Annotated in this window: 10 protein-coding genes; 4 read left to right on the forward strand and 6 right to left on the reverse strand. The window is 70.7% G+C overall.

Going from position 1 to position 13,391, the window contains the following annotated elements; translation table 11 throughout:
• Positions 1–29 precede the first annotated feature (29 nt).
• Positions 30–1,604: a methyl-accepting chemotaxis protein gene (locus tag J7U46_RS17950; RefSeq protein ID WP_282828308.1), complete on the forward strand. Its 1,575-nt coding sequence runs from the start codon at positions 30–32 to the stop codon at positions 1,602–1,604.
• A 17-nt stretch (positions 1,605–1,621) separates the two neighbouring features.
• On the opposite strand, the gene J7U46_RS17955 is transcribed toward J7U46_RS17950, so the two are convergent.
• From J7U46_RS17955 to J7U46_RS17980, 6 genes are read right to left on the reverse strand one after another with little or no spacing between them, the layout of a single operon-like run.
• Positions 1,622–2,920, reverse strand: coding sequence for an NAD(P)-binding domain-containing protein (locus tag J7U46_RS17955; protein ID WP_282828309.1), 1,299 nt, complete (start codon positions 2,918–2,920; stop codon positions 1,622–1,624).
• On the reverse strand, positions 2,917–3,405 hold the full coding sequence (locus J7U46_RS17960) for a hypothetical protein (RefSeq protein ID WP_282828311.1): 489 nt from the start codon (positions 3,403–3,405) through the stop codon (positions 2,917–2,919). The genes J7U46_RS17955 and J7U46_RS17960 overlap by 4 nt, the downstream gene beginning before the upstream one ends.
• Positions 3,402–4,643, reverse strand: coding sequence for a TolC family protein (locus tag J7U46_RS17965; protein ID WP_282828313.1), 1,242 nt, complete (start codon positions 4,641–4,643; stop codon positions 3,402–3,404). Before J7U46_RS17965 ends, J7U46_RS17960 begins: the two co-directional genes overlap by 4 nt.
• Complete coding sequence (locus J7U46_RS17970) at positions 4,640–4,957, reverse strand: DUF3240 family protein (RefSeq protein ID WP_282828315.1); 318 nt, start codon at positions 4,955–4,957, stop codon at positions 4,640–4,642. Before J7U46_RS17970 ends, J7U46_RS17965 begins: the two co-directional genes overlap by 4 nt.
• Positions 4,957–8,022 carry a CusA/CzcA family heavy metal efflux RND transporter gene (locus tag J7U46_RS17975; protein ID WP_349239497.1) on the reverse strand — a complete coding sequence of 1,022 codons (3,066 nt, stop codon included), beginning with the start codon at positions 8,020–8,022 and terminating at the stop codon, positions 4,957–4,959. Before J7U46_RS17975 ends, J7U46_RS17970 begins: the two co-directional genes overlap by 1 nt.
• A gap of 19 nt (positions 8,023–8,041) precedes the next feature.
• Positions 8,042–9,091, reverse strand: a complete 1,050-nt coding sequence (locus tag J7U46_RS17980; protein WP_282828319.1) for an efflux RND transporter periplasmic adaptor subunit — start codon at positions 9,089–9,091, stop codon at positions 8,042–8,044.
• A gap of 106 nt (positions 9,092–9,197) precedes the next feature.
• On the opposite strand from J7U46_RS17980, the gene J7U46_RS17985 reads away from it, so the two are divergent.
• The 3 genes from J7U46_RS17985 to J7U46_RS17995 all read left to right on the forward strand — a co-directional run bounded on the left by J7U46_RS17985 (position 9,198) and on the right by J7U46_RS17995 (position 13,390).
• Positions 9,198–9,854, forward strand: coding sequence for a response regulator transcription factor (locus J7U46_RS17985; RefSeq protein ID WP_282828321.1), 657 nt, complete (start codon positions 9,198–9,200; stop codon positions 9,852–9,854).
• Entirely contained in the window at positions 9,851–11,167 is a 1,317-nt protein-coding gene (locus J7U46_RS17990; RefSeq protein WP_282828322.1) for a HAMP domain-containing sensor histidine kinase, read from the forward strand. Before J7U46_RS17985 ends, J7U46_RS17990 begins: the two co-directional genes overlap by 4 nt.
• Positions 11,168–11,320: 153 nt before the next feature.
• Complete coding sequence (locus J7U46_RS17995) at positions 11,321–13,390, forward strand: TonB-dependent receptor (protein ID WP_282828323.1); 2,070 nt, start codon at positions 11,321–11,323, stop codon at positions 13,388–13,390.
• Position 13,391 lies beyond the last annotated feature (1 nt).

Genomic DNA, 13,391 nt, shown 5'->3' on the forward strand with positions numbered 1-13,391 from the left:
CGGCGCAGCGAAGCGCCGGGAGATCGAGCATGAACTTCCTGAACCGCTTGAGCATTCGAGCCAGGCTGGGACTGGGTTACACCATCCTCACGCTGGCCGTTCTGGTCGTTGCCCTGGTGGCCATCCGCGCACTCTCCGATTCCCAGCGCAACTTCGAGGCCCAGGTCGAGCAGCTGGATCGTCTGCAGACCCTTGTCAATGATGTGCTGGACAGCACGAACGGTCGCGCGGTCGCGGCCCGCAATCTGGTGCTGGCCAGTTCTGCAGCAGATGCGTCGACCGAAGAAGCGGCGATCCGCAAGGCCCACGCGGCCGTGCAGGACAAGTTCAAGGCCTTGCAGCAGTTGGTCGAGCAGTCGGGCGGATTCTCGGCTGAGGTCAAACGGCTGTTGGTCGAATCGAGCCAGACCGAATCCCGCTATGGCCCCGTGGCGCTCGAGATCACGCGCTTGGCGGTGGCAGGCCAGCGCGAGGCCGCCGTCGCCAAGATCAACCAGGAGTGCCGGCCCTTGCTGGCACAACTGCTGCGCCAGCTGCATGAGCTGCTGGACGAGAGCGAGAAGATCAGCGCAAGCAATGTGGCGCACTCCCAGGAGGAGTTCGGCATGCTGCGCAATGGGCTGGTGGGGCTGGGCCTCGTCGCCGCCGCGATTGCCGTGGTGCTGGGGCTGACGACCACGCGATCCATCGTCCAGCCGCTGGAGCAGGCAGCCCAGGCCTCGCGCGAGTTCGCGCAGGGCAACCTGAGCCGCGAACTGAAAACAGATGGGAATGACGAGATCGCCCGCATGCTGACCGAGATGGAGACCATGCGTGGCAACCTGTCGGGCATCGTGTCCAGCGTGCGCATGTCAGCTGACGGCGTGGCCACGGCCAGCGTGCAGATCGCGCAGGGGAACCAGGACCTGTCGGGCCGCACCGAGAGCCAGGCCAGCGCCTTGCAGCAAACCGCCTCGTCGATGGAAGAGTTGAACTCGACCGTGCGCCTGAATGCTGACAACGCCACGCAGGCCGACCAGCTGGCGCGCGACGCCTCGGCCATCGCGACCCAGGGTGGCGAGGTGGTGACCGAGGTCGTGACCACGATGCGCGGCATCCATGACAGCGCCCGCCGCATCTCCGACATCATCGGCGTGATCGACGGCATCGCCTTCCAGACCAACATCCTCGCGCTGAACGCAGCCGTCGAGGCGGCGCGGGCTGGCGAGCAGGGGCGTGGCTTTGCGGTCGTGGCCGGCGAGGTGCGGGCGCTGGCCCAGCGCAGCGCGGCGGCGGCCCGCGAGATCAAGGGGCTGATCAACGACAGCGTGTCCCGCATCGAGCGCGGCTCCGAGCTGGCCGAGCGGGCCGGCAGCACCATGCAGCAGGTGGTCGACGGCGTGTCGCGGGTGACCCAGATCATGAACGAGATCAGCTCGGCTTCCGGCCAGCAGAGCCAGGGTGTCTCGCAGGTCAATGTGGCCGTGACGCAGATGGACCAGGCCACGCAGCAGAACGCCGCCCTGGTCGAGGAAATGGCCGCAGCCGCCAACAGCATGAGCCAGCAGGCGCAGGACCTGGTGCGCGCGGTGGCGATCTTCCAGCTGCAGGGTCAGCGTCCCTGAATCAGGGGCGGCGGGGCTCAGGCCTCGCCGTGCTTGGTCTCGAAGGCAATGCCCATCTGCTGCAGCAGGGCCGTGGGCAGCACGCCGCCGGCGCAGACGATCAGCGCGTCGTTGGGGCGTGAGAGCGGGCCGCTGCTGCCACGCAGCGACACCGCCTCGGGCGTGATGCGCTCGATCTCGGTCTGCAGCAAGAGCTCGATGCGGCCGGCGGCTGCAGCGGCATCCAGCGCGCTGCGGTTCTTCGGTTTCACTCGGCTGAAGGCCTGGCTGCGGTAGGACAGCTGCACCGTCGTGCCGGGCTGCTCGGCCAGCTGCAGCGCGGCTTCCAGCGCGCTGTCGCCGCCGCCCACCACCATCACCTGCTGGCCGCGGTACTGCTCGGCATCGATCAGCCGGTAGACCACCTTCTGCAGTTCCTCGCCCGGCACGCCCAGCTTGCGCGGCGAGCCGCGCCGGCCTATGGCCAGCAGCACCGAGCGGGCACGATGCTGGCCCTGGCTGGTGTGGATCACGAAGCTTTCGCCCTGTGGCTCGATGCGGTCCATGCGCTCGTTGAAGCGGAGCGTGAGGCCGGTCTTCCCGACGATGCCATGCCAGAACTCCAGCAGCTTCTCTTTGGAGACCTCGCTCATGCGCACGCTGCCCACCAGGGGCAACCTGACCGGCGCCGTCATCGCGATCTTGGCGCGCGGGTAGTGGTAGATCGCGCCGCCGAGCGAGTCTTCCTGCTCGATCACGGCGTAGCGCAGGCCCTTCTCCTGCGCGGCCAGCGCGGCGCCGAGGCCGGCGGGGCCGGCCCCGACGATCAGCAGGTCCAGTTCGCCGGTGCCGGCCTTGCGCCGGCGTATCGCATCGACGGCCTGCACGCCCTGGCTCGCGGCCTTGCGTATCAGGCCCATGCCACCGAGCTCGCCGGCGATGAAGAGGCCCGGCACGTTCGACTCGAACTGCGGCGAGACCTTGGGAATGTCGACGCCGCGCTTCTCGGTGCCGAAGACCAGGGTGATTGCCTCGACCGGGCAGGCCTCGGCGCAGGCGCCATGGCCTATGCAGGCCGAGGCATTGATCAGGGTGGCGCGGCCCTCGACGATGCCCAGCGCCCCTTCCGGGCAGGCCGTGACGCAGCCACCGCTGCCTATGCAGCGCACCGGGCTGACGATGGGATGCAGCGAGGGCGGTTCGTTGAGCCCGGCCTGGTCGGCCTCGGCGCGTGCCTCGGCATTGCCGCGCTCGCGCCGGCGGCGCATCAAGAGGTGCAGGCCGACGGCGGCGGCGCCGACGCCGAGGTAGAGGGGGAGGTAGGTGCTGCTGCTCATGGCTTGGCGCGGGGCGGGCGGCTGTCGATCAGGCCGCTGACCGGCAGCTCGGGCCGTGGCGCCGCCCGCTCCGCGAGTGCGTAGTGTTGGCTGAACAGGCCGCCCTGGGAATGCAGCTGCAACCATTGCTCACCTTGTGCCTGCTCCGCTGTCCAGCGGCGGCTGCCACCAGCCCAGGACAGCTGCAGCTCGGGGCTGCCTTGGGGCGGCAGCAGCACGCGGACCCGCGTGCCTGGCAGCAGCCAGATCGGCGGCTCGCCGGCGAGTTGCACGCGCACGCGGCCGTGGCGGTCGTCGGGCTCGGCACGGACCAGGTTCAGCACCCGGTCGCCGGGCTGCAGCGGCCGCTCGGCCAGAGGCCGGGCCGTACACAGCGCCTGGCGAACATGGGGTACGCACAGGCGCTCGCCGACCACCGTCGTGCCGGGCAGGGCGCAAGCGGCCAGCCAGGGCAGCAGCAGGGCGAGTGGGATCCAGGGCTTCATGGGGAACTCCTTGTGACGGGGGGACCGGACATGGGCCAGAGCCGGCCACTTGCCAGCGCGAGGCGGCCTTCCAGCAGCTGCTGATCGATGCGCGCCTGGGCCTGGGCCAGCGCCGCCTCCTGGGCCTGGCGGCGTGCGGCCCAGCGGTCGCCCAGTTGCGCTTCGCCAAGGGCATAGGCGCGGGCGAGCTTGTCGGCGTGCTGTTGCAAGGCCTCGGCATGGCGGGCCTGCAGGCTCAACTGCTGCTGCGCAAGTTCGAGCTGGCGCAACAGCTGCTGGGCCCGCAGTTGCGCGTCGAGGCGGGCCTGGTCGAGCGTGGCCTCGGCGGCGGCCGCGCGGGCCTCGGCAGCCCGGCCGGCCTGGCTGCGGCCTTCGCCACCAAAGGGCAGGGTGAGGCTCAGGCCCAGCACGCGCTCCTCGCCGCTGCGGCCCCGCAATGCGCGCACCGCCAGCACCGGGTCGGGCCGCTGTTCGCGCCGCTCCAGCTCGGCCAGGCGCCGGCTGAGCCGGGCCTCGGCCTCGGCCAGCATCAGTGCGGCATCCTGCTCTGAGAGTTGGGCTGCGTTGGTGCCCTGCGCGGCCGGTGCCTGCCAGGTGGCGGGCGGCAGCGGCGCATCGCCCAGCAGGGACTGCAGGCGCCGCCGCTGTTCGTCGGCGGCGCTGCGGCCCTGGGCCAGGCGCGACTCGGCACCGGCCAGCGCCGCCTCGGCCTGCAGCAGCTCGGCGGGGGCGGCATCGCCCAGTTGCCGGCGCCGCGTCAGCGCAGCCACCTCCTGGGCCACGCTGTCGCGTTGAGCTTGCAGCAGCGCCTGACCCTCGGTCTCGCGCCGCCAGGCGGCCCATTGCGCCAGCAGCCGCTCGGCCTGCTCGCGCCAGGCCAGCGCCAGCCGGGCACGGCCATAGTCTTCGCGGGCGCTGCCGGCCAAGTCGGCGGCGGCGGCCTTGCCAGGCAGGCGCCAGGGGCGCTGCAGGCTGAGCTCCAGGTCCTGGTTGCTTCCGGGCTGCAGCAGCGGTTCACGGCGCTGGGCGGTGGCCAGCGAGAGGGTCCATTCGCCGCTGCCGGCGCGGGTCTGGGCGGCCAGGGCGCCCTGTTCCTGGCGGCCGGCCAGGGCCGCGCGCCAGGCCGGTGAGGCCAGCAGGGCGGGCTCGGGCGACCAGATCGCAGGCGTCTGCGCCGAGGTGCTCGTCCAGGCGCTCATCCACACCGCCAGCAGGCCAACAAGGGTCCAGCGTTTCATGCGAAGGCCTCCAGCTGTTCCACCGGCTGCACCCACAGGCCGCCATCGGTGCCGGCCAGCAGGGCCTTCAGCGCTGCGATCAGTGCTGCACTGTGCTCGCGCGCCAGCACCAGCTTGACCTCCACGCGCTCGGCATAGCCTTGCACCCGCTCCTCGATGCCGGCCAGCTGCACCAGCGGCCCGCGTGCGGCGACGCGGTGCACAGCGAACTCGATGGCCTCGCCCGGCTGTTCCATCAACCAGTCCACCAGGCGCGGCTCGGCGGCGGCCGGCACGACCAGCACCACGCAGACCAGATCACTCATGGGCTTCATCACAGGGCCTCCTTGGCCAGGCCGAAACGGCGGAACATCAAAGGCAGCAGCAGCAGGGTCAGCGCCGTGGACGAGAGCAGGCCGCCGATCACGACGATGGCGAGTGGCCGCTGGATCTCGCTGCCCGGGCCGCTGGCAAACAGCAGCGGCACCAGGCCGCCGGCGGTGATGGCCGCCGTCATCAGCACCGGCCGCAGCCGGCGCTGCGCGCCCTCGCGCACCACCTCGGCCAGCGGCCGCCCGGCCGCCAGCAGCTCGTTGAAATGGCTGAGCATCACCACGCCGTTCAGCACGGCGATGCCCAGCAGGGCGATGAAGCCCACCGAGGCCGGCACCGACAGGTATTCGCCCGCCACGCTCAGCGCCGCGATGCCGCCAATCAGCGCCAGCGGCACATTGGCCAGCACCAAGAGGGCCTGGCGCACCGAGCCGAAGGTGCTGAACAGCAGGAAGAAGATCAGGCCGAGGCTGACCGGCACGCCCAGCGCCAGGCGGCGCGCGGCGCGCTGCTGGTTCTCGAACTGGCCGCCCCAGGCGAGGCTGTAGCCGGCCGGCAGCTTGAGCTCGCGGGCCATCAGCGCCTGGGCCTCGCGCACGAAGCCGACCAGGTCGCGGCCGCGCACATTGGACTGCACCATCACGTAGCGCTGGGCCTGTTCGCGGTCGATCTTGACCGGGCCCTCGACGCTGGCGAGTCGGGCCACGCCGGCCAGCGGTACGGCGATTCCCTGGTCGCTGGCGATGCGCAGTCTTGCGAACGCGTCAGGGTCACTTCGCAGGGACTCCGGGCCGCGCACTTGAAGCGGTATGCGTCGGCCCTCGCGGTGCACCAGGCCGGCGCTCTCGCCTTCGACCCAGTGGCGCAGCTCCTGCTGGATGGTCTCGGCGTCCAGCCCCAGGCGGCCGGCGGCGCTGCGGTCGATGTCGACCTGCAGGTAGCGCACGCCGTCGTTGCGCAGCGTCAGCGTGTCCTCGGCGCCGGGCAGGCTGGCGATCAGCTTCTCGGCCTGCTGGGCCAGCTGGTTGAGGCGGGCCAAGTCGCTGCCGTAGATCTTGAGCGCCAGGTCTCCGCGCGCGCCGGACAGCATCTCGCTGATGCGCATGTCGATGGGCTGGGTGAAGGCGATGTCCACGCCGGGGAAGTCGCTCATCACCGCGCGCAGCTGCTCGAGCAGCCAGGCCTTGTCGGGCTTGCGCCATTGCTCGATGGGCTTGAGCACCAGGAAGCTGTCGGTCTGGTTGAGGCCCATGGGGTCGAGGCCCAGCTCGTCGGCGCCGCTGCGGGCCACCACGTGCAGCACTTCGGGCACGCGCTCGCGCAGCGCCTGCTGCACGCGCAGGTCCAGGGCCACGGTGGCGTCAATGCCTATCGAGGGCAGCTTCTCCAGCTGCAGGATCATGTCGCCTTCATCCATGGTGGGCATGAAGGTCTTGCCCACCCAGGCCATGGCGCCTACGGCGCCCAGCAGGGCGACGGCCGTGCCGAGGGCAAGCGTCCGGCCGTGGGCCAGCGCCCAGTCCAGCAACCGTGCATAGGCCGGTGCGATGCGCCGCATCAGCCAGGGCTCGTGCGGATCGCCCGTCTTCAGCAACCAGGAGGCCAGCACCGGCACCACGGTCAGCGACAGCAGCAGCGAAGCCAGCAGCGCGAAGACGATGGTCAGGGCCACCGGCCCGAACAGCTTGCCCTCCAGCCCCTCCAGGCTCAAGAGCGGCAGGAAGACGATGACGATGATGGCGATGCCCGAGGCCACCGGTGCGGCCACGGCGCTGCCGGCGCGGTAGATCAGGTGCAGCACGCCGGCGCGGCGGGCGCGCTCGCCTTGCGCCAGCTCGCTCTCGATGTTCTCGACCAGCACCACGGCGCCGTCCACCAGCATGCCGATGGCGACGGCCAGGCCGCCGAGGCTCATCAGGTTGGCCGACAGGCCGAAGGCGCGCATCAGCACGAACGTGGCCAGCGCCGCCAGCGGCAGCATCAGGGCCACGACCAGGGCGGGGCGCAGCTGGCCGAGGAAGACCAGCAGCAGCACCACGACCAGGACCACGGCTTCCAGCAAGGCGCGGCCCACGGTGCCGACGGCGCGGTCCACGAGGCGGGCGCGGTCGTAGAAGACCTCGACCTTGAGCCCCGGTGGCAGCTGCAGTTCGGCGAGGCGCTGCTTGACGCCGGCCACCACCTGGCGTGCGTTGGCGCCGCGCAGGCCCAGCACGAGGCCTTCGACCGCCTCGCCCTGGCCGTCGCGGGTGACCGCGCCGTAGCGTGTCAGCGCGCCGGCCTGGACCGTTGCGATGTCGGCCAGGCGCACGACCTGACCCTCATGGCGGCGCACCACGGTCTGGGCCAGGTCGTCCAGCGTGCGGATGGCGCCCTCGGCGCGCACGATCAGGGCTTCCTCGCCGGCGGCCAGGCGGCCGGCGCCGTCATTGCGGTTGGCCGCCTGCAGGATCTCGCGCAGGCGCTTGAGCGTCAGCCCCTGGGCCTGCAGGGCCAGCGGGTCGGGCACGACCTCGAAAGTCTCGACCCGCCCCCCGAGACTGTTGACATCGGCCACGCCGGGCACGGTGCGCAGGGCGGGACGGATCTGCCAGTCCAGCAGCCGGCGCTTCTCGGCCAGCGACTGCGGGCCTTCCAGCGTGAACATGAACATCTCGCCCAGCGGCGTGGTGATGGGCGCGAGGCCGCCGGACAGGCCTTCGGGCAGGTCCTTCATCACGGCGCTGAGGCGCTCGCTGACCTGGGCTCGGGCCCAGTAGACGTCGGTGCCGTCCTCGAAATCCAGCGTGATGTCGGCCAGCGCGTACTTGGAGGTGGAGCGCAGCACGCGCTGGCGCGGCAAGCCGAGCAGCTCCTGCTCGATGGGCACGGTGATGCGCGACTCGACCTCCTCGGGCGTCAGGCCCGGCGCCTTCAGCACCAGCTTGACCTGGGTGCTGGAGACATCAGGAAAGGCGTCGATAGGCAGCGATTCGAAAGCCGCGATGCCGGCGCCGGCCAGGGCCGCGGTGGCGATGGCGACCAGGGCGCGTTGGCGCAGGGAGAACGCCAGCATGCCGGCAAACAGGTTCATGGCGAGGGCTCCGTCAGGGCTTGGCGTTGTCCAGCAAGGCGCGCAGTGCGGCCGTGCCCTGGGTCACCAGGCGCACGCCCGGCGGCAGGCCTTGCAGCAGGGCTTCGCTGCCGCGCCGCTCGACGCTGCTGGGGCGCAGCGCGCGGTAGCGGCCCTGGCCCTCGTCCTGGAAGACCAGCGGCTTGCCGTCGCGCTCGGACAGGGCGCTGGCCGCGATGCGCTGGGGCTGGGCGCCCGGTGTCCGGATCTCGACCTCGACCCACTGGCCGGGCCGTGGCGGCGAGCTGCCTTCGTAGCGGGCGCGCAGCGTCACCAGCTGCGTTGTGGGGTCGGCCACACCGGCGACGCCCAGCAGCACAGCCTGGCCGCTGCGGCCGGGCAGTTCGATGCGGGCGCCGGGGCGCAGCTGGTCGGCCAGCGGCGCCGGCAGGCTGAGCTCGATCCAGACCTGGTCGAGCCGGGCGATGCGGTACAGCGGCTGGTTGGCCTCGACCCGCTGGCCCACCTGCACCAGCTGCTCCAGCACCAGGCCCGCCATGGGGGCGCGGGCGCTCAGCAGGCCATTGCTGTCGCTGGCCGAGAGGGCGAGGGCCGTCTGGCGACCTTCGTGCATCAGCTCGGCCTGGGCCAGGGCGGCGCGGCTCGCATCCAGACGCGATTGCGCGATCAGCCCCTCCGCGGCGAGCTGCTCATCGCGCGCTGCGCTGCGGCGCGCGGCGGCCAGCTGCTGGTGGCTGCCTTCCAGGTCGTGGCCCAGCTCATGGCCTTGTGCGCTGCGCAGCTGGGCCATCAGCGCGCCGGCCGGCACGGTCTCGCCGGGCGCGAAGCGCAGCTGCTCGACCAGGCCCGGCAAGGGCAGGGCCACGACCCGCTGGGCTTGCGGCGGCAGCGCGGCGCGGCCGCTGGCGCGCTGGGCAGCACCCTGTTCGGTCTGTGCCAGGGCGCTTCGCAGGCCGAGGGCCCGCACCTGGCCGTCCTGCAGGGCCAGGACTTGAGCTTGCGCAAGGCAAGGCATGAAAGACAGGGTCAGTGCAAACGCTGCGAAGGCACGGATGGGCAACATGAGGGCTCCGATATGAACGGGCCGGATGCTGGGCAGCGCGCCTGAAGTCCAGCTGAAGCCGGCGCGGCACCCGCGGTGTTACCTTGGCTGTCCGGAGAGTGATGTCATGCGGCTGCTGTTGATCGAAGACGACGAAACCCTGGGCGAGGCGCTCAGCGCCTTCCTGCGCCTGGAGGGCCATCTGGTGGACTGGTTCAAGCGCTTGCTCGACGCGCAGACGGTGATGAGCGAGCCCTACGACGCCTTGCTGGTGGACTGGCAGCTGCCCGATGGATCGGGGCTGGACTGGGTCCGGCGCCTGCGCGAGCGCGGCGGCACCGTGCCCATCATCATGATCACGGCACGCGACCTGCTGAGCGAGCGCATCCGCGGCCTGGACAGTGGCGCGGACGACTACCTGGTCAAGCCCTTCCAGCCCGAAGAGCTGGCCGCCCGGCTGCGCGCGCTGAGCCGGCGCGCCGTCACGCAGGGCGCACCGCGCGTGCGTCTCGGCGAAGGCGCCGAGCTGGACCTGACGGCCAAGCAGGCCTTCTGGCATGGCGTGCTGGTGGAGCTGACGGCGCGGGAGTGGAATGTGCTCGGCGCGCTGGTGTCGCGGGCGGGGCGGGTGGTGTCCAAGTCGGACCTGGAGGCCTTGTCCACCGGTTTCGAGAGCGAGAGCGCCAGCAATACCCTGGAGGTCCATGTGTTCAACTTGCGCCGCAAGCTGGGCCGCGACTGCATTGAGACGGTGCGCGGCCTTGGTTACCGGGTACCGAAATGAACAACAAGTTCGAGCACCTGCCTTCGCTGCAGCGCGAGCTGATACGCACGCTGACCCTGGTGAGCCTGGGCTGGATGCTGGCGCTGTTCCTGACCCTGACCTGGGGCGTGCGCCACGAGGTCGACGACCTGATGGACGACACGCTGCGCGAGGCCGGCGAGGTGATCTACGGCCTGGTCGCGCTGCGGCCCAACCTGCCGGACGAGGCGCTGGGCGAGTTGCTGCCGGCGCCGCCCCATGTGGAGCGCGTGGTCTGGCAGATCCTGGAAGCCGACGGCAGCCTGGTGCGCCGCTCGCATGGCGCGCCCCGGCCGCCGCTGCTGCGCAGCTTCCATGCCGGGCTGTCGGATGGCAGCGACGGCTGGCGGGTCTACGGCATGCGCCTGCTGGACCGCAACCGCATCCTCTACGTCGCCCAGCATGGGGCCGAACGGTTCGAGTCGCGCTACGAATCGGTGGTTTTCGTCGGGCTCAGTGCAATGGCGGTCAGCGTGGTCTTCGCGGTGCTGCTGCGCCGGCGCGTGGCCGCAGCACTGAATCCGCTGCGCGGCCTGGCCGCCCAGATCGAGCACTACGACCCGCTGCGACCCGACACCCTGCTGCCCGAGGCCACGCGGGCCGAGATCGCCGTGGTCCGGGCCTCGATCACGGCGCTCGGAGAGCGTCTGGCGCGCCAGGTGCAGCAGGAGCAGGCCTTCGCCGCCCATGCCGCCCACGCGCTGCGCACACCGCTGGCCGGCATGGATGCGCAACTGGCCCTGGCCTTGCGCGAGGTGGATGAGTCGGCCCGGCCGCGCCTGCAGCGCACGCGCGCGGCCGTTGACCGGCTCAAGCGCGTCGTCGCCTCGCTGCTGGCCCTGTTCCGCAGCGGCCATGAACTGGCCTTGCAGCCGCTGACACTGGCCGACCTCACTCGCCAGTTGCCGGTGGAAGACCTGAGCCTGCACCTGGAGGGCGGCCCGCCGCTGCGTGCCGACCCCGACCTGATCAGCGCCGCGCTGGCCAATCTGCTGGACAACGCCGTGCGCCATGGCGCCACCGAGGTCTGGCTGTCCACCCGGCGCGAGGGACAGGTGCAATGCCTCTGTGTGCGCGACAACGGTCCCGGCGTCGATGAAGGCCGCCGCGCCGAACTGCAGGCGGGGCTGGGCGACACCAGCGAGCGGGCCGAGTCAGGCCTCGGCCTGCGCCTGGTGGACCTGATCGCACGTGCCCACGCCGGCTCGCTGACGCTGGAGCCGGGGCCGGGGTTCGCCGTGACGCTGCGCCTGTGGGAGCGCGCCCATTCGGATGGCGAGCCGATGGCTGGCTGAAGACAGGCAGAGGCCATCCTTGGCAAAACTTAAGTTAGCCCCTCGCAAGCCCTGCGAGACTGAGCGCCGCCCAAACCGGCCCTGACCAAGACCTTCCCAAGAAGGCCGGCGGGTATCGCCAGTTCGACAGTGAGTGAAACGAGGGAGTCTCCAGTGAGGAAGAGCAAGACACAGGGCTGCCAGCCGGCCTGGTTGGTCCTGGGCGTGAGCCTGGGTTGCACGGTATTGCCGGGCTTGGTCCGGGCCGCCGAGGCCGATGAATCCAAGGCGCAGAAGCCGCCACCGGCCAGCAAGGGCGAGCCGGCGACACGCGCGGCCGAGACGCTGCCGCCGGTGGTGGTGCAAAGCGCGCGCCCGGCGCTCAGCAAGCAGGTGCTCAGCGGCGCCGAACTGGGCCGCGTGGCGGGGGCCGGCAGCGACCCGATGCGGGCACTGCAGGCCCTGCCCGGCGTGGTGGCGGCGAGCGACAGCGAGGCTGCGCCGGCGATCCGCGGTTCGCGTCCGGGCGACAACCTCTACTACGTCGACTTCCTGCCGGTGGGCTATGCCTTCCACCTGGGCGGCTACCTGAGCACGGTGCATGGCGACCTGGTTCAGCAGTTCGAGCTGCACACCGGCGCCTTCGGCCCCGAGTTCGGCGACGTGAACGGCGGCATCGTCGACATCCGCCTGCGCGCGCCGCGCAAGGACCGCATCGGTGGCAAGATCAACAACGGCCTGCTCGGCGCCGACCTGCTGGTGGAAGGCCCGGTCAGCGAGAACCAGAGCTTCTACTTCGCCGCCAAGCAGAGCTACCTGGACCTGTTGATCAAGAAGTCGCAGAAGGACGAGGACAGCGGTGTGCTCTACAAGCTGCCCAAGTACGGCGATTACCAGGGCCGCTTTGCCTGGACGCTGCAGCCGGGCCAGGAGCTGAGCTTCTATGCCCTCGGCGCGCGCGACGCGATCAAGTTCAGCCTGGCGGCCGATGACACCCTGGGCCAGCAGCAGCCGGCCCTGGTCGGCAACTCGAGCTCCCGAGAATCCAGCCACACGGAAGGCCTGGTCTGGGATGCGCGTATCAGCCCGCAGCTCAGCAACAAGCTGGCCATCGGCCACCTGAGCACGGCGAGCCGGGGCCAGATCGGCTCGGCGGTCAGTGCCGACATCACCGGCAGCCAGAGTTTTCTGCGCGACCAAATGCGGCTGCGCCTCGGCGACTCGCATGAGCTCAGCGCCGGCGGCATGCTGAGCGCCTACCGCTACAAGCTGGACCTGGACCTGCTCGATGCGCGCTGCACCGAGTTCGATCCGCAATGCGATCTCTCGAGCGCCGAGCGCAAGCGCTACAAGGACGAGATCAAGTTCAACTACGCGACGGTGTTCCTGAAGGACCGCTGGCAGATCAGCGAGCAGCTCGCGGCCACGGCGGGCCTCCACTACACCCGCGACAGCTACCTGCGACGCAACATCGTCGAGCCGCGCCTCGGCCTTGAATGGCGCGCCCAGGCCAACACCACGGTCAGCCTGGCCTATGGCGAGCACAACCAGCCGCCCGAAGGCCCGCAGGTGCTGCGCGAGCTCGGCAACCCGAGCCTCGCCCATGTGCGCTCACGCCAGACCGTGCTGGGCGTGCAGCAGAGCTTGACGGACGGCTGGAGCTGGAAGGCCGAGGTCTACGACAAGCGGCTCCGCGACTTCATCGTGGCCGATCCGCGGCTCAACTATGTCAACGGCGGCAGCGGCGATGCGCGCGGCCTGGAGCTCTTCATCAAGAAGGACCCGCAGGGCTCGCGCTTCTCGGGCTGGGCCTCGGTCAGCCTGTCCAAGGCGCGGCGCCGCAACGACCTGAGCGGCCAGCAGTTCGACTTCGAGTACGACCAGCCCGTGGTCGTGAACCTGGTCGGCAACTACGAGTACAGCGAGCGTTGGCGCTTCGGTGCCAAGTGGAGCCTGCACAGCGGCAACCGCTACACGCCCATCGTCGGCACCGGCCGCTACCCGGACGGCCGCGTCAAGCCGCTGTACGCCGGCATCAACTCCGACCGCCTGCCGGCCTACCACCGCCTGGACCTGCGCGCCGACCAGAAGGTCTCGGACCGCCTGAGCTTCTACTACGAGCTGATCAATGCCTACGCCCACAAGAACATCTCGGGCTACAGCTACAACGCCGACTACAGCAAGCGCAAGGTGGTCAGCGAGCTGGGGCTGATGCCCAACGTGGGGCTGGAGTACAAGTTCTGAG

Origin of the sequence: Pelomonas sp. V22 (assembly GCF_030014915.1) — a bacterium.
In the GTDB taxonomy this organism is placed as follows: Bacteria; Pseudomonadota; Gammaproteobacteria; order Burkholderiales; family Burkholderiaceae_C; genus JAUASW01.

Excerpts from the sequence above, each read along its gene's own strand:
- J7U46_RS17970 (WP_282828315.1), bottom strand. The coding sequence starts at position 4,957 with ATGAAGCCCATGAGTGATCTGGTCTGCGTGGTGCTGGTCGTGCCGGCC.
- J7U46_RS17965 (WP_282828313.1), bottom strand. The coding sequence starts at position 4,643 with ATGAAACGCTGGACCCTTGTTGGCCTGCTGGCGGTGTGGATGAGCGCC.
- J7U46_RS17950 (WP_282828308.1), top strand. The coding sequence starts at position 30 with ATGAACTTCCTGAACCGCTTGAGCATTCGAGCCAGGCTGGGACTGGGT.
- J7U46_RS17960 (WP_282828311.1), bottom strand. The coding sequence starts at position 3,405 with ATGAAGCCCTGGATCCCACTCGCCCTGCTGCTGCCCTGGCTGGCCGCT.
- J7U46_RS17980 (WP_282828319.1), bottom strand. The coding sequence starts at position 9,091 with ATGTTGCCCATCCGTGCCTTCGCAGCGTTTGCACTGACCCTGTCTTTC.
- J7U46_RS17990 (WP_282828322.1), top strand. The coding sequence starts at position 9,851 with ATGAACAACAAGTTCGAGCACCTGCCTTCGCTGCAGCGCGAGCTGATA.
- J7U46_RS17985 (WP_282828321.1), top strand. The coding sequence starts at position 9,198 with ATGCGGCTGCTGTTGATCGAAGACGACGAAACCCTGGGCGAGGCGCTC.
- J7U46_RS17955 (WP_282828309.1), bottom strand. The coding sequence starts at position 2,920 with ATGAGCAGCAGCACCTACCTCCCCCTCTACCTCGGCGTCGGCGCCGCC.